This is a genomic window from Streptomyces sp. NPDC005266, from assembly GCF_040607655.1.
In the GTDB taxonomy this organism is placed as follows: domain Bacteria; phylum Actinomycetota; class Actinomycetes; order Streptomycetales; family Streptomycetaceae; genus Streptomyces.
On sequence record NZ_JBEXHC010000013.1, the window covers coordinates 1 to 20,326 of the forward strand.

Consider the following 20,326-nt stretch of genomic DNA (forward strand, 5'->3'; position numbering starts at 1 on the left):
AGACGCCACCAGGCGACAGCCCGACACAGCCACTACCAACGACGATCCGCCGACGAACCTGCTGGATAGATCACGAAACCGCACTGGAGTACTAGGCCGGCCCCTGCCCGCTGTCCACCAGCGACCAGGCGGTGGCGAACAGCTCGGGCAGGGTGTGCGAGGGCAGGGGGGATGGTTGTCCAGGCGCCCGTTGCGGGAGCGCCGCACACGGTGCGTATCCGCCTTCCACGCCTCCCTGAATCGGCCAGGCCCGGCGGGCGCCGAGCACCCGCTGACCGGCCGGGTCGCGCGGGTCGACCCTGGTACTGTTACCGCACCGTCGCCCCGAGGAGGTGAGACCCATCAACGCCATGTCAGGCTGGGTGCTCTCTTCTCGAGGCCATGTGGTCGAACCGATTTAGGTGACCGCGGGAGCGCCCTGGGTATCCCCGGAAGGCTCCATGTCGACTTCACCGTCACCCCCGTCATCACCGTCCTCCCTGTCATCTTCTCCGCTTCTCTCCTTCTCCGCCGTCGTCGGCAGGTTGCGCGCCGCCGGGTGTGTGTTCGCCGAGGACGAGGCGGAGTTGCTCGTCGCCACCGCCGGAGGCCCGGCCGAGCTCGACCGGATGGTGGACCGGCGTGTCGCCGGGCTGCCGCTGGAACATGTCCTCGGCTGGGCGGAGTTCTGCGGGCTGCGGATAGCCGTGGATCCGGGGGTCTTCGTCCCCCGGCGGCGCACCGAGTTCCTGGTCCGGCAGGCCGCGAGCGTGGCACCCGCGCGGGCGGGGGCGGTGGTCGTGGACCTGTGCTGCGGATCGGGCGCGCTCGGCGCCGCGCTGGGCGCGGCGCTGGAGCGGGTCGAGCTGCACGCGGCCGATATCGACCCGGCCGCGGTACGGTGCGCCCGCCGCAATATGGGCGCGGCCGGAGGCCGGGTGTACGAGGGCGATCTCTACGAGCCGCTGCCGGCCGCGCTGCGCGGCCGCGTCGATGTACTGCTCGCCAATGTGCCGTACGTGCCCACGGAGCAGGTCGAACTGCTGCCGCCGGAGGCCCGGGTCCATGAGGCGCGGGTGGCCCTGGACGGCGGGGCGGACGGACTCGATGTGCTGCGCCGCGTGACGGCCGCGGCGAGCGCGTGGCTGGCGCCGGGCGGGTCTTTGCTGTTCGAGACGAGCGAACGGCAGTCGGCGTCGGCCGTCGACATCGTCACCCGCGATGGGCTGATACCGCGTGTGGCGGAGTGCGCGGAGCTGGAGGCGACGGTCATCATCGGGACGAGGCCGTCGGCCGGGTCTCCCGCCGTCCGCGCCATCGGCGATTGAGCCCACCCCCACCGCCCCGGCGGCGGCCGACGCGTCCCGCGCCCGCCCCGCGCCGACCACGCCCCAAGGCGTCAAAGGCACGAGACGGCGCCGCGCGGAACCGAGCCGCGAACCCCGGCGGGCCGGGGGCCGACAGACCCCGGAGCCAGCGGGCCGGGGCGGCGGCAGCCCGGGTGCTGGGGCAGTAGTCCCAAAGCCGGCCCCCCGGGGCGGCAACCCCAGGCCCCGGCCACCGGGCTACCCACGGCCAGCACGCCGAGCCGGCCATGCACATCCGGGCCGCGCTCACCAACGGGCTGACCCGCGAGGAGATCGGCGAGGTGCTGCTGCAGAGCGCGATCTACTGCGGCGTCCCCGCGCGAACGCGGCCTTCGCCACGGCCCAGCGCGTCTTCGACAAGCTCGACGCGGCGCCGGACCCTGGCCCTGGCCCTGGCCCCGGCCCCGGCCCCGGCCCCGGCAGCTGATATACGGCCGCAACGCCCCTGTCGTAATCCGCCCCCATCGTTGATCGTTGGGTCATACGGTGACCAGGAGACGAGGGAGCGAGGGGGCGCACACCATGTCCATCAGCCGCAGACGACTGCTGGGTACGGGCGGAGGGCTCGCGCTGACCGGGGCGCTGGCCGGTGCCTGCGGGTCGAACACCGGGCGGGACGACGGTGGTTCAGGCGGGAAGCCGGTCCTTTCGCAGTGGTACCACCAGTACGGCGAGCCGGGCACCGAGCAGGCCGTCAAGCGGTACGCGGACGCCTACGACGAGGCCGATGTCAACGTCCAGTGGCGGCCGGGCGCTTACGACCAGCAGACCGCCGCCGCGCTGCTCACCGCGTCCGGCCCGGATGTCTTCGAGGTCAACGGCCCGACGCTGGACCAGATCCAGGGCGGTCAGGTCGTGGATCTCACCGACCTGCTCAGCGAGGCGAAGGACGACATCAATCCGGCGGTGCTCGCCCCGAAGACGTACCGGGGCAGAATCTGGGCCATTCCGCAGGTCATCGACATGCAGCTGCTCTACTACCGCACCAGCATGCTGAAGGACGCCGGGGTCGAGCCGCCCCGGACGCTGGACGCGCTGGTCGACGCGGCGAAGAAGCTCACCACGAAGAACGTCAAGGGGCTCTTCCTCGGCAATGACGGCGGACCCGGTGTCCTCGGCGGCACCCCGCTGAACGCCGCCGGTCTGGAACTGGTCACCGAGGACGGCAAGGTCGGCTTCGACGACCCGGCCGCCGCCCGCACGCTCGGCAAGCTGCGTCAGCTCTACGCCGAGAAGTCGCTGCTGCTCGGGGCCCCCTCCGACTGGTCGGACCCGGCCGCGTTCACCCAGGGGCTCACCGCCATGCAGTGGTCGGGGCTGTGGGCGCTGCCGCAGATCACCAAGGCGCTGGGGGGCGACTTCGGGGTGCTGCCGTTCCCCGGGGACGGGGCGGACGGCAGGCCCGCGGTACCGGTCGGCGCGTACGGGTCGGCGGTCTCCGCCCGCGGCAGGCACAAGGAGGTGGCGAAGGCCTTCGTGAAGTGGCTGTGGGTGGAGAAGACCGAGTACCAGGAGGACTTCGCGCTCACCTACGGCTTCCATATCCCGGCCCGGATGTCGCTCGCGAAGAAGGCGGCCAAGCTGCGGGAGGGGGCGGCGGGTGAGGCGGTGCGCTACGCCACCGACCACGGGCACGCCGAGCCGCTGCTGTGGACCCCCGCGAGCAAGACCGCCTACCAGGACGCGCTGAGCCGCGTCATCAAGGGCGGCGCGAACCCGGAGAGCGAGCTGAGGGCGGTCGTGCGCAAGGCCGACGCGGAGCTGCGGCGCGTGCAGAAGAAGAGCTGATGCGCCGTCCGCTGGTGCGCAGGCCGCTGATGCGCGGGCCGCTGATGCGCCGTCCCCTGGTGCGCCGTCCGCTCGTGCGCCGTCCGCTGATGCGCCGTCCGCTCGTGCGCCGTCCGCTGATGCGCAGGCCGCTGGGCCCGCAGAACCGGACCCTCTGGTTCTGGATCTTCGTGGGCCCCTTTGTCCTCGGCCTGACCCTCTTCACCTACGTCCCGCTGGCCTGGAGCGTCTACCTCAGCTTCTTTGACGCGCGCAACACCGTCTCGCCCACCGAGTTCGTCGGGCTCGACAACTACGCGGCGATGCTGGCCGACGACGCCTTCACCGACTCCCTGCTGACCTTCCTGGTCTTCACGGCGTTCATCGTCCCGGCGACCTATGTGCTCTCGCTCGCGCTCGCGCTGATGGTCAACCGGCTGCGCTGGGCGCAGGCGTTCTTCCGGTCGGTCTTCTTTCTGCCCGTGGCGTGCTCGTACGTCGTGGCGGCCCTGATCTGGAAGATGTCGATCTTCAACGGGGTGCGTTTCGGGCTGGCCAACACCGTCCTCGGCTGGTTCGGCGCGGATCAGATCGCCTGGCTGTCGACGACCGATCCGCCCTGGTACTGGCTGGTGATCGTGACCGTAAGGCTGTGGCTGCAGGCGGGCTTCTACATGGTGCTCTTCCTGGCCGGGCTGCAGCGCATCTCGCCACGGCTCTACGAGGCGGCGGCCGTGGACGGGGCGCGGCCGGGGTGGCAGGTCTTCCGGCACATCACCCTTCCGCAGCTGCGGGCCACCTCGGTCGCCGTCGTCCTGCTGCTGGTGATCAACGCCTTCCAGGCGTTCGACGAGTTCTACAACCTGCTGTCCGACTCGCGCGGCTATCCGCCCTACGCCCGCCCGCCGTTGGTCTACCTCTACTACACGGCGCTGGGGCAGGGGCAGAACCTGGGCCTCGGCAGCGCGGGCGCGGTGATCCTGGCGCTGATCATCGCCGTGGTGACGGTGGTGCAGGCACGCTGGTTCGGCCTCGGCCGGAGAGAGGAGTGAACCGGATGCCCGACCCCCGGCAGGCGCGCGACCCACGGGACGCCCTGGTCGCCGCCGGGCGCGCGGTCCGACTGGTGCTGCTGATGGCGCTCGCGCTGCTCTTTCTCGTCCCGTTCTATCTGCTGGTACGCAACGGGCTGTCCAGCGAGGCGGACATCACCTCGCCCGAGTGGACCTTCTTCCCGAGCGAGCTGCGCTGGTCGAACGTCCCGGAGCTCTTCGACGACCCCAATGTGCCGATGGCGCACGCGCTGCTCAACTCCTCGCTGATCGCGGTTCTCACCACGGTCGGCACCCTGCTGCCGGCCTCGCTCGCCGGCTACGGGCTGGCCCGGATTCCGTACCGCCACGCCCAGGTGGTCTTCTACTGGATCCTGGGCACCCTGATGGTCCCGGCGGCGGTCACCTTCGTGCCCAGCTTTGTGCTGGTCAGCTCGCTCGGCTGGGTCTCCACGCTGCGCGGTCTGGTGGTGCCCACGCTCTTCAGCGCGGTCGCGGCGTTCATCTTCCGCCAGTACTTCCTGAGCTTCCCCCGGGAGTTGGAGGACGCGGCGCGGATGGACGGGCTCGGCTACTGGCGTACGTACTGGCGGGTGGTGGTGCCGAACTCGCGGCCGGTCTTCGCGGCGGTCGGCACCATCGTCTTCATCGGCGCCTGGAACGCCTTCCTGTGGCCGCTGGTCATCGGCCAGGACCGGGAGGCATGGACGGTCCAGGTGGCACTGTCAACCTTCACCACCGCCCAGAGCGTCAACATCCATGAGCTCTTCGTGGCGTCGGCGGTGTCGATCGTGCCGCTGCTGGTGGTCTTCCTCTTCCTGCAGCGCTATATCGTCGCGGGCGTCGAGCGTTCGGGCATCGACGACTGACCTTCGTTCGGGCATCGACGACTGACCTTGGGGCACGCACGGGAGCGAGGGGCCCATGACCGACCAGCCGCCGACCGGCCACTGGACGCTGGACCCCTCCGTGGTCCATCTCGACCACGGCTCGTTCGGCGCCGTCCCGCGCACCGTCCAGGCCGCCCAGCGGGCGCTGCGCGGCTTCCTGCGACTGTCGGCCCGTCTCCACAACACCGTCAGCGACTGCGCACACCTGGCCGAACGCCTCCCGGGCTGTCTCACCGCGTGACCGCCGGGAACGCCGTCGGCGCGCCGAAGACCCGCTCCCCCGGGGCGGCACCACCGCGGAGCAGGGCCGCGCCGAGTGGGGTCAGGGTGTGCAGGACGGCGCTGCCCTGGCGCAGGGTGTGCACGAGCCCGGCCTCGCGCAGCACGCTGGCGTGCTGGCTGGCCGAGGCGAGGGATACGCCGACCCGGCGGGCCAGTTCGCTGGTCGTACAGCCGCCGCCGACCTCCAGCAGCACCTCCGAGCGGGTCTGGCCGACGAGCTTGCCGAGCGAGCGGGCGCAGCCGGACGTGCCGGCGGGCCGCTGCTGGGGGCGCGGCGGGGCGCCGCGCCGGGCGTGTTCGACCGGGTAGACCAGCACCGGGGTCAGCTCCGGGTTCCGGAAGGTCACCGGGGTGCCCCGGCAGAAGAACGACGGCAGGAGCAGCAGCCCCCGTCCGCGCAGGTGGAGATCGCGGTCGACCGGATAGTCCACCTCCAGCACGGGCGAGCGCCAGCGCATCGTCGGCGGCAGCGAGGCCAGCAGGCCGTCGGCTCCCCCGTCCAGCAGGGCCCGGCCCCGGGCCGCCCGGTCGGCCTCGATCCGGGCCTGGATATGCGCCCAGTACGGGGCGACGGCGGCCCGGTGATAGGCGCGCAGGGTGGTGACGAGCCGGTCCAGCGACCGCGTCCCGCCCTGCGCCAGGTCGCGTATCCAGCCCGGCAGCGCAGGGGCTCCCGGGAGCCGGGATATCTCGGAGTGCAAGCGCTCTCCCGTGGTGGCGCGCAGCGCTTCCATGGCGCTGTCGCAACCGATTACACCTTCGGCGGGTGTCAGGAAGTCCGGGAAATAGCCACGCGAGGGAATGAGCGGGGCAAGCAGCCGCGCCTCCCCGTTGAGCCGGTTTCGCGCTTCCGAACGCCATTCCCCGTATACGTTCTCCGCTCGTTTCTCGCGCAGGCGATGCAAACTTAAAACGGTCTCCCAGAGCACATCCGGGCGGATCGCCATCCGCAGCCGGGCCAGATCGAGTTCAGCGAAATGAACACGCAGCACCTAGACCCTCACAAGTGACAAGCCGACCGCCCCCCGATCACCGTTGAGTATGCACGCTTACACGTTCAGTCACCACGCCCTTTTGGCCAGATGTGAAACCGGATGCGGTGCGGGGGGCGGAGAAGGAAAGCTGTTCAGCGTGAAAGCCGGGGGCCGCCGGTAAAGACATACGGTGGCCGTCCGGAATTCAACAGGCGGTACTCAGCGCCAGATTGCTCGTTCCCGTGGGGGGTGACGAGTACGTTACGGCGGCTGGGTACTTGTGTTGCCGCGCGTAGCCGATGCGAGCGGCAACAGCTCCCGTGGGGGGAGTGAGAGGGGGCGGCACCTCCGCACAAGGTGCCGCCCCCTTTAAGAGCCGGAGCCGAAACCGGGGGTGAGGGTTGGGATTCCCGGCCGACTCCGGTGGCCTCAGTGGCTGTTCACCGCCGCACGGCCGGCCTCCAGGCGGGCGACCGGGATGCGGAACGGGGAGCAGGAGACGTAGTCCAGGCCCACCTCGTGGAAGAAGTGGACGGACTCCGGGTCGCCGCCGTGCTCGCCGCAGACCCCGAGCTTGAGGTCGGGGCGGGTGGCGCGGCCCGCCTGCGCGGCGTCGCGCACCAGGGCGCCGACGCCGTCCTTGTCGATGGTCTCGAACGGGCTGACGCCGAAGATGCCCTTCTCCAGGTAGGCCGTGAAGAAGCTGGCCTCCACGTCGTCGCGGGAGAAGCCCCAGACCGTCTGGGTGAGGTCGTTGGTGCCGAAGGAGAAGAAGTCGGCGGATTCGGCGATCTGAGCGGCGGTCAGGGCGGCCCTGGGCAGCTCGATCATGGTGCCGAGGGTGAGCTTGAGGTCCACGCCCCGGGCCCGCTCGACCTCCTCGATGATCTGCTCGGCCTCCTCGCGGACGATCTCCAGCTCCTGGACTGTTCCGACCAGCGGAATCATGATCTCGGCACGCGGATCACCCTTGGCCTCCCGGCGCTCGGCGGCGGCCTCGGCGATCGCTTGTACCTGCATGGCGAACAGACCGGGGATGACCAGCCCGAGGCGCACTCCGCGCAGGCCCAGCATCGGGTTCTGCTCGTGCAGCCGGTGCACGGCCTGGAGCAGCCGCAGATCGTTCTCGTTGTGGTCCTTGCGGGACTCGGCCAGCGCGACCCGCACCGACAGCTCGGTGATGTCCGGCAGGAACTCGTGCAGCGGCGGGTCGAGCAGCCGTACGGTGACCGGCAGCCCGTCCATCGCCTCGAACAGCTCGACGAAGTCGTCCTTCTGCAGCGGCAGCAGCGCGCCCAGCGCCGCCTCGCGCTCCTCGTCGGTGTGGGCGAGGATCAGCTGCTCGACCATCTCCCGGCGCTCGCCGAGGAACATGTGCTCGGTGCGGCACAGGCCGATGCCCTGCCCCCCGAACCGCCGGGCGCGGGCCGCGTCCTCGGCGTTGTCCGCGTTGGCCCGCACCCGCAGCCGGCGCACCCGGTCCGCGTACGCCATGATCCGGTGCACGGCGCCCACCAGCTCGTCGGCGTCGTCGGCGCCCGCGTGCATCCGGCCCTCGAAGTACTCGACGACCGGGGACGGCACGACCGGGACCTCGCCGAGGTAGACCTTGCCGGAGGAGCCGTCGATCGAGACGACGTCACCCTCCTCGATCACCAGCCCGTCCTTGCCGTCCCGGCCGGGCGCCGTCATCCGGCGCCGCTTGGTGTCGACTTCGAGCTCCTCGGCGCCGCACACACACGTCTTGCCCATGCCGCGGGCGACGACGGCGGCGTGCGAGGTCTTGCCGCCGCGGGAGGTCAGGATGCCCTCGGCGGCGATCATGCCGTCGAGGTCGTCGGGGTTGGTCTCACGGCGGATGAGGATGACCTTCTCACCGGACCGGGACCACTTGACGGCGGTGTACGAGTCGAAGACGGCCTTGCCGACGGCGGCGCCCGGGGAGGCGGCGATGCCCCGCCCGATCTTCCGCACCGAGTCGCCCGCGGCGGCCTCCTCGTCGAAGCGCGGGAACATCAGCTGCGCGAGCTGCGCCCCGTTGACCCGGCGCAGCGCCTCGGCCTCGTCGATCAGACCCTGGTCGACCAGCTGGGTGGCGATCCGGAAGGCGGCACCGGCGGTGCGCTTGCCGACCCGGGTCTGGAGCATCCACAGCTTGCCGCGCTCGATGGTGAACTCGATGTCGCACAGGTCCCTGTAGTGCGTCTCGAGGGTTTCCATGATCTGCATCAGCTGGTCGTACGACTGCTTGTCGATCCGCTCCAGCTCGGCCAGCGGGACCGTGTTGCGGATGCCCGCGACGACGTCCTCGCCCTGGGCGTTCTGCAGGTAGTCGCCGTAGACGCCCTGGTGACCGCTGGCGGGGTCGCGGGTGAACGCCACGCCGGTGCCGGAGTCGGGGCCGAGGTTGCCGAAGACCATGGAGCAGATGTTGACCGCCGTGCCGAGGTCGTGGGGGATGCGCTCCTGACGGCGGTAGAGCTTGGCGCGGTCGCCGTTCCAGGAGTCGAACACGGCCCGTACCGCGAGGTCCATCTGCTCGCGCGGCTCCTGCGGGAAGGTCCGGCCGGTCTCGCCCGCGACGATCTCCTTGAACTCGCCGACCAGCTTCTTGAGGTCGGCGGCGTCGAGGTCGACATCGACGGTGACGCCCTTGGCGCGCTTGGCCTCCTCGATCGCCTCCTCGAAGAGATCGCCGTCCACGCCCAGCACGGTCTTGCCGAACATCTGGATGAGCCGGCGGTAGGAGTCCCAGGCGAACCGCTCGTCACCCGCCTGCGCGGCGAGCCCTGCCACGGAGTCGTCGGAGAGCCCGATGTTGAGGACGGTGTCCATCATGCCGGGCATCGAGAACTTGGCGCCGGAGCGTACGGATACCAGCAGCGGATCGTCCGGCTGGCCCAGCTTCTTGCCCATCTTGCCTTCGAGGGCTTCGAGGTGCGCACTCACCTCGTCGCGCAGGGCGGGGGGCTCCTCGCCGCTGTCGAGGTAGACCTTGCACGCCTCGGTGGTGATCGTGAAGCCGGGTGGCACGGGGAGACCGAGGTTGGTCATCTCGGCGAGGTTGGCCCCCTTCCCGCCGAGCAGGTCCTTGAGATCCTTGTTGCCCTCGGTGAAGTCGTAAACGAACTTCCGCTGATCTTGTGTTTCCGGCACGGGACTCGATCTCCTCGGCTCGGCTGCCCTGACGGCGGGGAGCGTACCCACATCGAAGGCGCCTGAGCAGGTCCACTCCACCGTCATCGGGCTGTAACCACCCGCCTGCCACGTGTTCGAAAGCGCGAAGCCCGGACGAGGCGTTTTCCATAACCCTTCAAGACTCGAACACACACCCACCCTGCGCCTCCGGCATCCCCGAAGAATCTTACTGTGCGTAACCGATGATTCGAGGTGTCGAACATCAAGCGGGTGGCACTGAGTGTCACGTATTGGAGAGGTGAGCGCAGCGCCGACACCCCGGAGCGCCCCCCGATGTCCGCTCATCTGAGCAGGGAGGCGATCAGAGTGGCGAGAATCACGCCCATATGGAGAGCATCATCTCGCCTTTTGGATACAACGAGAAGCCCCTCGCTCACATGAGCGAAGCGCTTGGTCCCTCCTGCCCGGTTCCCGCCCCGGCGCACCGTGGAGGCCGTCCGGTGCGGGTATGTTGACGTCGCGTTCCCTCAGGAGGAGGCATCTTGACCAGCGCACGGCCCGCGTCGGCCACCTGGGTGAGCGACGCGCGGCGAGTCCTCGACGAGAACTGGACCGGCTCCTCCACGGTCCCCTCCCGCAGCCTCTACCCCCACCAGTGGAGCTGGGATTCGGCGTTCATCGCGATCGGATCGCGCCACCTTTCGGCGCGGCGCGCCCAGCGGGAGCTGGAAACTCTGCTCGCGGCCCAGTGGGGCGACGGCCGGATCCCGCATATCGTCTTCAACCTCTCGGTGCCGCAGGGCGCGTACTTCCCCAGTCCGGACTTCTGGCGTTCCTCCACGGCGGGCGCGTCCGCCGGCGCCCCGGCCGGGATCGAGACCTCGGGGATCGTCCAGCCCCCGGTCCACGCGCTCGCCGCTCTGCTGGTCCACCAGGCCGACCCGGCCGCCTCGGCCCGCCATGGCTTCCTCGCCCGGACCTACCCCCGGCTCACCGCCTGGCACCGCTATCTGACCGGCGCCCGCGACCTGGGCGGGCACGGTCTGGTCTCCGTGGTCCACCCCTGGGAGCCCGGCATGGACAACAGCCCCTGCTGGGACGCCCCGCTGGCGCGCGTCGAGCCGGTGGAGCCGGGGACGTTCCAGCGCGCCGACCTCGGCCACGGCACCGCCGCCGACCGGCCGACCGACCTGGACTACGGGCGGTACGTACGGCTCGCAGCGGACTACCGGGACGGCGGCTACCGGGACGCGGGGGCCGGCCATACCTTCGTGGTCGAGGACCCCGGCGTCAACGCACTGCTGATCGCCTCCGAGCACGCCCTGGCCGAGATCGCGGCGCTGACCGGCGCCGACCCGTCCCCCCACCGCGCCCGCGCCGCCCGCCTCACGGCCGCCCTCACGGCCCGGCTGTGGGACCCGGCGGCCGGGCTGTTCCTGTCCCGCGATGTGCGGGGGGACGTGCTGATCCCCGAGCTGAGCGCGGCGGGCCTGCTGCCGCTGCTCGTCCCGGATATGCCCCGCGAGACGGCCGCCACGCTCGTCCGTACGGCCTGCGGTGCCCACTTCGGGCTGGGGTCGTCCGTACGGCTGGTGCCCAGCTACGACCTGCAAGGCCCCGCCTTCGACCCGTCCCGCTACTGGCGCGGCCCCGCCTGGCTCAACGTCAACTGGCTCCTGGAGCGCGGCCTGCGGCTCCACGGCGAAGCGTCACGGGCCGACGCGCTGCGCACCGCCGCCCTGGAGACGGCCGTCTCCTCCGGCTTCGCCGAGTACGTCGATCCGCACACGGGCCAGCCCCGCGGCACCCGCGACTTCAGCTGGACGGCGGCGCTGGCGCTCGACCTGGCGGTGGCGGCGGGTCACGCCTTCTGAGCACCGATCAGCCGCCGGAGGTGTCCAGCTCGGCGTCCGCGCTCACGCCCGCGCAGTCGTACGGGTCGTCCAGCCAGCCGTCCGGAAGGACCACGCGGTTGCGGCCCGAGGTGCGGCCGCGGGGGCCGTCGGCGCCGGGGGGCCACTCCTGGTCCAGGTCCAGCTCGGCCAGCAGGGCGTCCAGCTCGGCCAGGGACGAGGTGATCGCGAGGCGCTTGCGCATCTCGGAGCCGACCGAGAAGCCCTTGGTGTACCAGGCGACATGCTTACGGAAGTCGATCACGCCGCGCTCCTCGTCCTCCAGCCACTGGGCGAGCAGCTCGGCGTGGCGGCGCATGACGGCCGCGACGTCCCGCAGCGTCGGCCGGGCGCAGTCGGCCGGGCCCGGCTCGAACGCGGCCACCAGATCGCCGAAGAGCCACGGCCGCCCCAGGCAGCCGCGCCCGACGACCACGCCGTCGCAGCCCGTCTCGCGCATCATCCGCACCGCCTCGTCGGCCGACCAGATGTCGCCGTTGCCCAGCACCGGGATCTCGGGGACGGTCTCCTTGAGCCGCGCGATGGCGTCCCAGTCGGCCGTGCCGCCGTAGTGCTGGGCCGCGGTGCGCCCGTGCAGGGCGATCGCGGTCACGCCCTCCTCGGCGGCGATCCGGCCCGCGTCGAGGTAGGTGATGTGATCGTCGTCGATGCCCTTGCGCATCTTCATGGTCACCGGCAGCGATCCCGCGCCCGTCACGGCCTCACGCAGGATCGAGCGCAGCAGGTTCCGCTTGTACGGGAGGGCCGAGCCGCCGCCCTTACGGGTGACCTTGGGGACCGGGCAGCCGAAGTTGAGATCGATGTGGTCGGCCAGATCCTCGTCCACGATCATCCGGACGGCCTTGCCGACGGTCACCGGGTCGACCCCGTAGAGCTGGATGGAGCGCGGCTTCTCGGTGCCGTCGAAGTGGATCAGCCGCATGGTCTTGGCGTCGCGCTCGACCAGCGCCCGCGTGGTGATCATCTCGCTGACGAACAGCCCCTTGCCCCCGCTGAACTCCCGGCAGAGGGTACGGAACGGCGCGTTGGTGATCCCGGCCATCGGTGCGAGGACGACCGGTGGCTGAACCGTGTGCGGGCCGATCTGCAGCTGCGTCTGCGTCATGGGGTGGGCTTCCTCGGGGTTTGGCTGAGTGACGTTCGTATGGGCCGGACCTCTTATTGTCCCGCACTCGTGCGGGCGAATCGGCAGAGCGGTTCTCACGGCCGCTGGGACGATATCGATGTAGCGTTCAACCATGCCCGAGATGAGCCATCGGCGGCGCATGCTCGTGCTGGCGATCTGCTGCATGAGCCTGCTGATCGTCAGCCTCGACAACACCGTCCTCAATGTCGCCCTGCCCTCGATGCGGGGCGAGCTGCACGCCTCCGTCTCCGGGATGCAGTGGACGATCGACGCGTACACCCTGGTCCTCGCCGCGCTGCTGATCCTCGCCGGCTCGACGGCCGACCGGGTCGGGCGCAAGCGCACCTTCCTGGCCGGGCTGGTGATCTTCACCCTCGGCTCGGCGCTGTGCAGCCTCGCGCCCAACCTGGAAGCGCTCATCGTCTTCCGCATGGTGCAGGCGATCGGCGGGTCGATGCTCAACCCCGTCGCCATGTCGATCATCACCAACACCTTCACCGAGCCCAGGGAGCGGGCCCGGGCGATCGGGGTGTGGGGCGGGGTCGTCGGCATCAGCATGGCGGCCGGCCCGATCGTCGGCGGGGTGCTGGTGGAGTCGGTCGGCTGGCGTTCGATCTTCTGGATAAACCTTCCGGTCGGGATCGCGGCACTGGCGCTGACCGCGCGCCATGTGCCGGAGTCGCGGGCTCCCAGACCACGCCGGGCGGACCCCGTCGGCCAGCTGCTGGTCATCGCGGTGCTCGGCTCCCTCACCTACGCGATCATCGAGGCGCCGGACCGGGGCTGGGGCTCACCGCTGATCGTGGCCTGTACGGCGGTCGCCGTCGCCGGGCTCGCCGCGCTGATCCGCTACGAGCGCCGGCGCCCCGAGCCGCTGATCGATGTGCGCTTCTTCCACAGCGCGCCGTTCAGCGGGGCGACGGTCGTCGCGGTGTGCGCCTTCGCGGCGCTCGGCGGCTTCCTCTTCATGAACACGCTGTATCTGCAGGACGTGCGGGGCCTGAGCGCGCTGCACGCCGGGCTGTGGATGCTGCCCATGGCGCTGATGTGCTTCGTGTGCGCGCCACTGTCGGGGCGGCTGGTGGGCGCCCGGGGGCCACGGCTGCCGCTGCTGATCGCCGGGGTGACGATGACGGCCAGTGGGGTGCTGTGCGCCGTGTTCGACGCCCAGTCCTCCAATGCGCTGCTGCTGACCGGTTTTGTCCTGTTCGGCATCGGCTTCGGCCTGGTCAACGCCCCGATCACCAATACGGCCGTCTCGGGGATGCCCCGCTCCCAGGCCGGCGTCGCCTCGGCCGTCGCCTCGACCAGCCGCCAGGTCGGCCAGTCGCTCGGCGTCGCGGTCATCGGCGCGGTGCTGGCGGGAGGCGCCGCGTCGGCGGCGGGGGCCGCCGGGCACGCCGCCTCGGCCGCCGAGGCGGCGGCGTTCCTGGACTCCGCACGGCCCGCGTGGTGGATCATCGCCGGATGCGGCGCCGTCATCCTGCTGCTGGGGCTGGTGACCACCGGCCGCTGGGCGCTGCGCACCACCCGCCGTGCGGCGGCCCTCTTCGAGGAGGGAGCGCCGACCGGTCAGGTCTCCACGAGCGCCAGCGTGTGAAGCCGCTCCAGGCGCTCGCGGGACTCCGCGTCCGCCGGGGTGTAGGTGAGCAGCTTGGGCCCCTGGTTCGGACCGGTCCACAGCCCGGTGGAGGCCAGCCTGACGATGCCCACGCGCGACTGGCGGAAGACCTTGATCTTGTCGCCGGGCCGGACCACCTCATGCCGCGCCCAGATCTCGCGGAACTCCTCTGAGGCGTCCTCAAGCCGCTTCACCAGCGCCTTCCAGGCGGGCTCGGCGACGCGCTCGGCCATCGCGGCGCGGAACTTGGCCGCCATCAGCCGGATCGTCTCCTCCCGTTCGACGAGGCTCGCGCGCCAGTCGTCGTTGGTGAAGGCCAGCCACAGGCAGTTGCGGTCCTCCGGCGGCAGCGCGTCCAGATCGCACATCAGCAGCCGGTAGGTGCGGTTGTAGGCGAGGATGTCGAACCGGCTGTTCTGGACCACGGCCGGGAACGGCTCCAGCTGCTCCAGCATCAGCCGCAACGCCTGCGGAACGCCGGTGCACTCGCTCCAGGGGCTCGGATCGACGGTCCCGGCGAGCGCGAAGAGATGGGCGCGCTCGCTGCGGTCCAGCAGCAGGGCGCGGGCGATGGCGTCGAGGACCTGCGCCGAGACATGGATGTCGCGGGCCTGCTCCAGCCACGTGTACCAGGTGACGCCGACGGTCGAGAGATGGGCGACCTCCTCGCGGCGCAGACCGGGCGTCCGCCGGCGGCGGCCACGGGGCAATCCGACCTGCTCGGGGGTGATCCGCTCCCGCCGGCTGCGCAGAAACGCGGCCAGCTCGCTCCGCCTGATCTCGCTGATCTCGGCCCCGGTACCGGCCGCGGTGTCCCGCACCATCGTGGTCATGGGTCCAGAGTGCCCCAGCGGCTCAGCGGGTTGCCAGGTACTTCTTGTACCAGGATAAAGACACTCTGGTACCAGTCTGAGCGGGTCGCGATCGTCATCATCGTGACCGAAACCGAGATACGCATCAGAACCGCCGCCCCGGACACCGCGAAGGCCGCGGGGCGGACCAGCGACGCCGCGGGGCGGACCAGCGACGCCGCGGGGCGGACGCTGAGCCCGCTCGGGCTGTTCACCGTACTGCTGGGTGCGGCGCTGCCCCTGATCGACTTCTTCATCGTCAACGTCGCCCTGCCCACCATGGACCGCGATCTGAACGCGGGCCCGGCCGTGCTGGAGCTCGTCGTCGCCGGATACGGCGTGGCGTACGCCGTCCTGCTGGTGCTCGGCGGCCGGCTGGGCGACTCCTTCGGACGGCGCCGGCTCTTCCTCGCCGGGATGGCGGCCTTCGGGCTGACGTCGCTGGCCTGCGGGCTCGCGCCGAACGCGTGGAGCCTGGTCGGCGCCCGGGTGGCGCAGGGCGCCGCCGCGGCGCTGATGCTGCCCCAGGTGCTCGCCACCATCCACTCCGCCACCGCCGGCGCCCGCCGCGCCCGCGCGCTGAGCATGTACGGCGCGACGGCCGGGCTGTCCATGGTGGCGGGTCAGATCCTGGGCGGCGTCCTCGTGGCCGCCGATATCGCGGGCACCGGATGGCGCGCGGTCTTCCTGGTGAACGTGCCGGTCGCACTGATCGGGCTGGCCCTCGCCGTGCGGACGGTCCCGGAGACCCGCTCGGAGCGGCCCGCGCCGATCGATGTGCCGGGCACCGTCCTGCTGGCGCTCTCGCTGATCACGCTGATGGTGCCGCTGACCGAGGGACGGGCGACGGGCTGGCCGCTGTGGACCTGGCTGATGCTGGGCGCGTTCCCCTTCGTGTCCGCCGCGTTCTACGCGGTGGAGCGCCGCGCCGACAGGGCGGGCCGGACCCCGCTGCTGCCGCCGAGCCTGTTCGCGCTGCGCGGGCTGCGGCGCGGGCTGCCGATGGTGCTGCCGTTCTCGATCGGCTTCGGCGGATTCATGTTCGTCATCGCGGTCGCGCTGCAGCAGGGCCTGCGGTACGGGCCGGTCGAGGCCGGAATGGCGCTGGTGCCGATGGCCGCCACGTTCTTCGTGGCGTCGCTGATGGGGCCGCGGCTGGTGGGCCGGTACGGCAGCCGCGTGGTCACCACTGGCGGGGTGGTGCAGGCGGTGGGCCTCGCCCTGCTGATGCTGGCCGTGTGGCGTGACTGGCAGGGCCTGTCCCTGGCGGGGCTGCTGCCCGGGGTCGCGCTGGCCGGTTTCGGGCAGGGGCTGCAGCTGCCCGTGCTGTTCAGGATCGTGCTGGCCGATGTGCCGACCGACCGGGCCGGGGTGGGGAGCGGGGTGATGGTCACGACGCAGCAGTCCTCGCTGGCGCTGGGCGTGGCGACCCTCGGGACGCTCTTCCTGTCCCTGGAGCCGTCGGTGGGGATGGGCCATGCGCTGGTGATCACGCTCGCGGCGCAGCTGGCGGCGGTGGCGGTGACCCTGCTGCTGAGCCTGCGGCTGCCGCGCACGGTGGTATGAGCGGAGGGGGAGGGGGTGGTGTGAGCGGAGGGAGCCGGGGGACGCGGGGGGGACAGGTAGCGCGTAAGGGGGTTCGGGTGACGGATTCCGGGTGACACATGAGCGATGACAGATATTGAAATCTGTCATCACACATGTCAGGCTTGGAGACGTACGCGATACCGGCACCCCCGGCCGAACTCCCTCCGCACTCCCCCGCCCCCAAGGAGCCCCCGTGCAGAACCGTCAGCTCGGCACCACAGGACCCCATGTCTCCGCGATCGGCCTCGGCTGCATGGGCATGTCCGCCCTGTACGGCGATGTCGACCGAGCCGAGTCCATCGCCACGATCCACGCCGCGCTCGACGCGGGCGTCACGCTGCTCGACACCGGCGACTTCTACGCCATGGGCCACAACGAGCTGCTGATCGACGAGGCGCTGAGCACCGCCCCCGCCGCCCACCGCGAAAAGGCCCTGATCAGCGTGAAGTTCGGCGCACTGCGCGACCCGGACGGCGGCTGGTCCGGCTATGACGGACGCCCGGCCGCCGTCAAGAACTTCGCCGCCTACTCACTGCAGCGCCTGGGCGCCGACCACATCGACGTCTACCGCATCGCCCGCGTCGACCCCGACGTCCCCATCGAGGAGACGGTCGGCGCCATCTCCGAGCTGGTCAAGGCCGGGTACGTACGGCACATCGGGCTCTCGGAGGCGGGGGCGGAGACCATCCGCCGGGCCGCCGCCGTCGCCCCCATCTCCGATCTGCAGATCGAGTACTCCCTCGTCTCCCGCGGCATCGAGGACGAGATCCTGCCGGTCTGCCGCGAGCTGGGCATCGGCATCACCGCGTACGGGGTGCTCTCCCGCGGCCTGATCAGCGGCCACTGGACCCGTGACCGCCGGCTCGCCCCGAACGACTTCCGCGGCTTCAGCCCGCGCTTCAGCGGGGACAACCTCGACCACAACCTCGGCCTGGTGGATGCGCTCCGCAAAATCGCCGACGGCAAGGGCGTCAGCGTCGCGCAGACCGCCATCGCCTGGGTGCTCGCCCAGGGTCCCCGGCACGCGGCGGCCATCGTGCCGCTCGTCGGGGCGCGCACGCGCGAGCGGTTGGCGGAATCGCTCGGGGCGCTGGACGTTACGCTCGACGCCGACGATCTGGCCGCTGTGGAGGAGGCCGTTCCGGCCGGCGCCGCCGCGGGCGAGCGCTATCCGGAGGCCCAGATGGCCCACCTGGACAGCGAGAAGAAGTAAGGGACCCGATGCCGCCGCCCGTAACGCCCCTGACCCCCGAGCGCATCCTCGAAGCCACCGAGGACGTCCTGCGCCGCTACGGCCCGGCCAAGGCCACGGTCGTGGACGTGGCCCGTGTGCTGGGGGTCAGCCACGGCAGTGTCTACCGCCACTTCCGCACCAAGGCGGCCCTGCGGGAGGCGGTGACCGAGCGGTGGCTGGACCAGGCGCACGACGAGCTGTCCGGCATAGTGGCCCGCAAGGGCCCGGCGTCCGACCGGCTGCGCGACTGGCTGATCGCCCTCTTCGCCGCCAAGCGGCGCAAGGCGGGCGACGACCCGGAGCTCTTCGCCACCTATCTGGCCCTGGCCGAGGAGAACAGCGGCACCGTCGCCCGCCATGTCGAGACGATGGTCACGCAGCTCACGAAGATCGTCGAAACCGGGATGGCGAGCGGCGAGTTCACGGTCCGGGACGCGCCGTCCACGGCACGGGCGCTGTGGGACGCGACGGGCCGCTTCCACGACCCGGTCTACGCGGCGGAATGGTCGGCCCCGGACGTGGACCTGGCCTTCGCGGCGGTCTGCGAGCTGCTGCTGAGCGGCCTGCGGGCGTAGGCCGTGACCGCCGCCGCGGACCGCCTGGTCCGCGGCGGGGTCCGAGCGCCGGGTCCGAGCGCCGGGTCCGAGCGCCGGGTCCGAGCGCCGGGTCCGAGCGCCGGGTCAGTGCACGCCCAGGAAGCGCAACACCGCCAGCACCCTGCGGTGGTCCGCGTCGGCGACCGGCAGATCCAGCTTCACGAAGAGGGAGTTGATGTGCTTGGCGACCGCGCTCTCGCTGATCACCAGCGCCCCCGCGATCCCGGCGTTCGACCGCCCGCCGGCCATCAGCTCCAGCACCTCCCGCTCCCGCGGCGTCAGCCGGTCCAGCGGGTCCCTGTGCCGCCGCACCAGCAGTTGGGCGACGACCTGCGGATCCAGCGCCGTACCCCCGCCCGCCACCCTCCGCAGCGCGTCGATGAACTCCTCCACATCCGCGACCCGCTGCTTGAGCAGATAGCCGATGCCGCTGGTGTGCGCCGTCAGCAGATCCGCGGCGTACCGCTCCTCCACGTACTGCGAGAGCAGCAGCACCGCCGTGTCCGGCCACTGCTGCCGGATCAGCAGGGCGGCCCGTACGCCCTCGTCCCGGAAGCCAGGCGGCATCCGGACGTCCGCCACCACGAGGTCCGGGCGGTGTTCCTCCACCGCCGTCAGCAGACCGTCGGCGTCGGCGGTCTCCGCCATCACCTCGAACCCCGCCATCTGCAGGACTTTGACGAGGCCGATCCGCAGCAGGACCGAGTCCTCGGCGATCACAGCACGCACGGCAGCTCCACGGTGATGACGGTCGGGCCCCCGCGGGGGCTGCGGATGTCGAACGTGCCGTCCACCGAGCCCGCCCGCTTCGCGAGCCCGGCCAGGCCGCTCCCCCGGGACGCGTCGGCGCCGCCGACCCCGTCGTCGGAGATGACGACCCGCAGCGAGTCACCGGTCCGTACGACCGTGACATCGGCGCGCGTCGCCTGGGCGTGCTTGGCGATGTTGGCGAGGGCTTCGGAGACCACGAAGTAGGCGACCGCCTCGACGGTCGGCGCGGCCCGTTCGGGCATATGGACGTGCAGCCGCACCGGCAGTGGCGCGCGCGCCGCGATGCCGGACAGGGCGGCGTCGAGCCCCAACTCGTCCAGGACGGCCGGGTGCAGCCCGCGGACCAGGTGGCTCAGCTCCTCCACCGCGCCCTTGGCTTCGCGGTGCGCCTCCTCGATGACCTCGCGCGCCTCGTCCGGCAGATCCTTGAGGGTCGCCTTGGCCAGGCCCAGGTTGACCGCCATGGAGACCAGTCGCTGCTGTGCGCCGTCGTGCAGATCGCGCTCGATGCGGCGGCGTTCGGCGTCGGCCGCGTCGACCGCGCCCGCGCGGCTCTCGGTGAGGTCCTCGACCCGGCGCTCCAACTCCCGGGCGGGTACCGGTCCGAGCAGGGCGGTGGCGGCGCGGGTGTCGAGCCGTACGAGGGCGCCCACGAGCCAGTAGGCGATCGCCAGCAGGACCAGACCGCCGAGGGTGACATAGGCGGCCTTGGTCGAGTAGCCGACGTGGTCCAGCCGCCAGGACAACGGCAGGCCCCACACCCAGATGTAGACGGTGACGGCGGCGAGCCCCCCGAGGGCCAGGCCGAGGGCCACCACCCCGCCGAAGGCGACGGCCGGCCCGGCCAGCAGGTGGTACGACAGCTGGCGCCAGGCCGTCCGGGGCCCGGTGATCTCCCTGCCCAGCAGCGCCCCGAAGCGCAGCCGCTGCACCCGCGTCAGCAGCGGGGTGGCCGCGGCCGGGACGACGAGGGGGACGGTGAGGGCAAGCACGATCTCCGGGAGGGAGGCCACGTCCTCAACGATCAGCCAGGGCACGGACATCGGTAACGCCCAGGCGATCAGCTGCACCGCCATGCCCGCGCATCCGCAGACGGCATCGCGCCGCAGTCGTTGGATTGCGGGCCGCAGCCACTGGAGCAGGCGACGCAGCTCGCTGGGGATCTTCATGCGCTGACT

The 20,326-nt window shown here is 71.4% G+C and carries 16 protein-coding genes and 1 pseudogene; 11 read left to right on the top strand and 6 right to left on the bottom strand.

Going from position 1 to position 20,326, the window contains the following annotated elements; all coding sequences use genetic code 11:
* The first annotated feature begins 440 nt into the window (after nucleotides 1-440).
* The 6 genes and pseudogenes from ABZU99_RS22280 to ABZU99_RS22305 all read left to right on the top strand — a co-directional run bounded on the left by ABZU99_RS22280 (nucleotide 441) and on the right by ABZU99_RS22305 (nucleotide 5,296).
* Nucleotides 441-1,307: a putative protein N(5)-glutamine methyltransferase gene (locus tag ABZU99_RS22280; protein ID WP_356046211.1), complete on the top strand. Its 867-nt coding sequence runs from the start codon at nucleotides 441-443 to the stop codon at nucleotides 1,305-1,307.
* A 242-nt stretch (nucleotides 1,308-1,549) separates the two neighbouring features.
* Nucleotides 1,550-1,773 (top strand): annotated as a pseudogene (locus ABZU99_RS22285) (carboxymuconolactone decarboxylase family protein); the annotation flags it as partial.
* Nucleotides 1,774-1,868: 95 nt separating this feature from the next.
* A complete protein-coding gene (locus tag ABZU99_RS22290; protein ID WP_356046213.1) occupies nucleotides 1,869-3,134 on the top strand; it encodes a sugar ABC transporter substrate-binding protein in 1,266 nt (421 codons plus the stop codon).
* A 119-nt stretch (nucleotides 3,135-3,253) separates the two neighbouring features.
* The gene (locus ABZU99_RS22295) at nucleotides 3,254-4,165 is read left to right on the top strand and encodes a sugar ABC transporter permease (protein WP_355944079.1); all 912 of its coding nucleotides are present in this window, start codon (nucleotides 3,254-3,256) and stop codon (nucleotides 4,163-4,165) included.
* A gap of 5 nt (nucleotides 4,166-4,170) precedes the next feature.
* Nucleotides 4,171-5,034, top strand: a complete 864-nt coding sequence (locus tag ABZU99_RS22300; RefSeq protein ID WP_356046215.1) for a carbohydrate ABC transporter permease — start codon at nucleotides 4,171-4,173, stop codon at nucleotides 5,032-5,034.
* Between the two features lie 55 nt (nucleotides 5,035-5,089).
* Complete coding sequence (locus ABZU99_RS22305) at nucleotides 5,090-5,296, top strand: hypothetical protein (RefSeq protein ID WP_355943880.1); 207 nt, start codon at nucleotides 5,090-5,092, stop codon at nucleotides 5,294-5,296.
* Here ABZU99_RS22305 and ABZU99_RS22310 read toward each other — a convergent pair.
* Both ABZU99_RS22310 and ppdK read right to left on the bottom strand, forming a co-directional pair.
* Nucleotides 5,286-6,329: a helix-turn-helix domain-containing protein gene (locus ABZU99_RS22310; RefSeq protein ID WP_355943882.1), complete on the bottom strand. Its 1,044-nt coding sequence runs from the start codon at nucleotides 6,327-6,329 to the stop codon at nucleotides 5,286-5,288. The two genes, ABZU99_RS22305 and ABZU99_RS22310, sit on opposite strands and share 11 nt — an antisense overlap.
* Nucleotides 6,330-6,740: 411 nt before the next feature.
* A complete protein-coding gene (ppdK, locus tag ABZU99_RS22315; RefSeq protein WP_355943884.1) occupies nucleotides 6,741-9,467 on the bottom strand; it encodes a pyruvate, phosphate dikinase in 2,727 nt (908 codons plus the stop codon).
* Nucleotides 9,468-9,991: 524 nt separating this feature from the next.
* Here ppdK and ABZU99_RS22320 point away from each other — a divergent pair.
* Nucleotides 9,992-11,323, top strand: a complete 1,332-nt coding sequence (locus tag ABZU99_RS22320) for a trehalase family glycosidase (RefSeq protein WP_356046218.1) — start codon at nucleotides 9,992-9,994, stop codon at nucleotides 11,321-11,323.
* A 7-nt stretch (nucleotides 11,324-11,330) separates the two neighbouring features.
* On the opposite strand, the gene dusB is transcribed toward ABZU99_RS22320, so the two are convergent.
* Nucleotides 11,331-12,467, bottom strand: a complete 1,137-nt coding sequence (gene dusB, locus ABZU99_RS22325) for a tRNA dihydrouridine synthase DusB (RefSeq protein ID WP_355943888.1) — start codon at nucleotides 12,465-12,467, stop codon at nucleotides 11,331-11,333.
* 133 nt (nucleotides 12,468-12,600) lie between these two features.
* Here dusB and ABZU99_RS22330 point away from each other — a divergent pair, with 133 nt between their 5' ends.
* A complete protein-coding gene (locus ABZU99_RS22330; protein WP_356046221.1) occupies nucleotides 12,601-14,088 on the top strand; it encodes an MFS transporter in 1,488 nt (495 codons plus the stop codon).
* Here the strand turns inward: ABZU99_RS22330 and ABZU99_RS22335 are convergent.
* The gene (locus ABZU99_RS22335) at nucleotides 14,061-14,942 is read right to left on the bottom strand and encodes a helix-turn-helix transcriptional regulator (protein WP_355943891.1); all 882 of its coding nucleotides are present in this window, start codon (nucleotides 14,940-14,942) and stop codon (nucleotides 14,061-14,063) included. The genes ABZU99_RS22330 and ABZU99_RS22335 overlap by 28 nt on opposite strands.
* 210 nt (nucleotides 14,943-15,152) lie before the next feature.
* On the opposite strand from ABZU99_RS22335, the gene ABZU99_RS22340 reads away from it, so the two are divergent.
* The 3 genes from ABZU99_RS22340 to ABZU99_RS22350 all read left to right on the top strand — a co-directional run bounded on the left by ABZU99_RS22340 (nucleotide 15,153) and on the right by ABZU99_RS22350 (nucleotide 18,356).
* The gene (locus ABZU99_RS22340) at nucleotides 15,153-16,526 is read left to right on the top strand and encodes an MFS transporter (RefSeq protein ID WP_356046323.1); all 1,374 of its coding nucleotides are present in this window, start codon (nucleotides 15,153-15,155) and stop codon (nucleotides 16,524-16,526) included.
* A 214-nt stretch (nucleotides 16,527-16,740) separates the two neighbouring features.
* The gene (locus tag ABZU99_RS22345) at nucleotides 16,741-17,760 is read left to right on the top strand and encodes an aldo/keto reductase (protein ID WP_355943893.1); all 1,020 of its coding nucleotides are present in this window, start codon (nucleotides 16,741-16,743) and stop codon (nucleotides 17,758-17,760) included.
* 8 nt (nucleotides 17,761-17,768) lie between these two features.
* A complete protein-coding gene (locus tag ABZU99_RS22350) occupies nucleotides 17,769-18,356 on the top strand; it encodes a TetR family transcriptional regulator (RefSeq protein WP_355943895.1) in 588 nt (195 codons plus the stop codon).
* A 105-nt stretch (nucleotides 18,357-18,461) separates the two neighbouring features.
* On the opposite strand, the gene ABZU99_RS22355 is transcribed toward ABZU99_RS22350, so the two are convergent.
* Nucleotides 18,462-19,106: a response regulator transcription factor gene (locus tag ABZU99_RS22355; protein ID WP_355943897.1), complete on the bottom strand. Its 645-nt coding sequence runs from the start codon at nucleotides 19,104-19,106 to the stop codon at nucleotides 18,462-18,464.
* On the bottom strand, nucleotides 19,094-20,317 hold the full coding sequence (locus ABZU99_RS22360; protein ID WP_356046224.1) for a sensor histidine kinase: 1,224 nt from the start codon (nucleotides 20,315-20,317) through the stop codon (nucleotides 19,094-19,096). Before ABZU99_RS22360 ends, ABZU99_RS22355 begins: the two co-directional genes overlap by 13 nt.
* Nucleotides 20,318-20,326 lie beyond the last annotated feature (9 nt).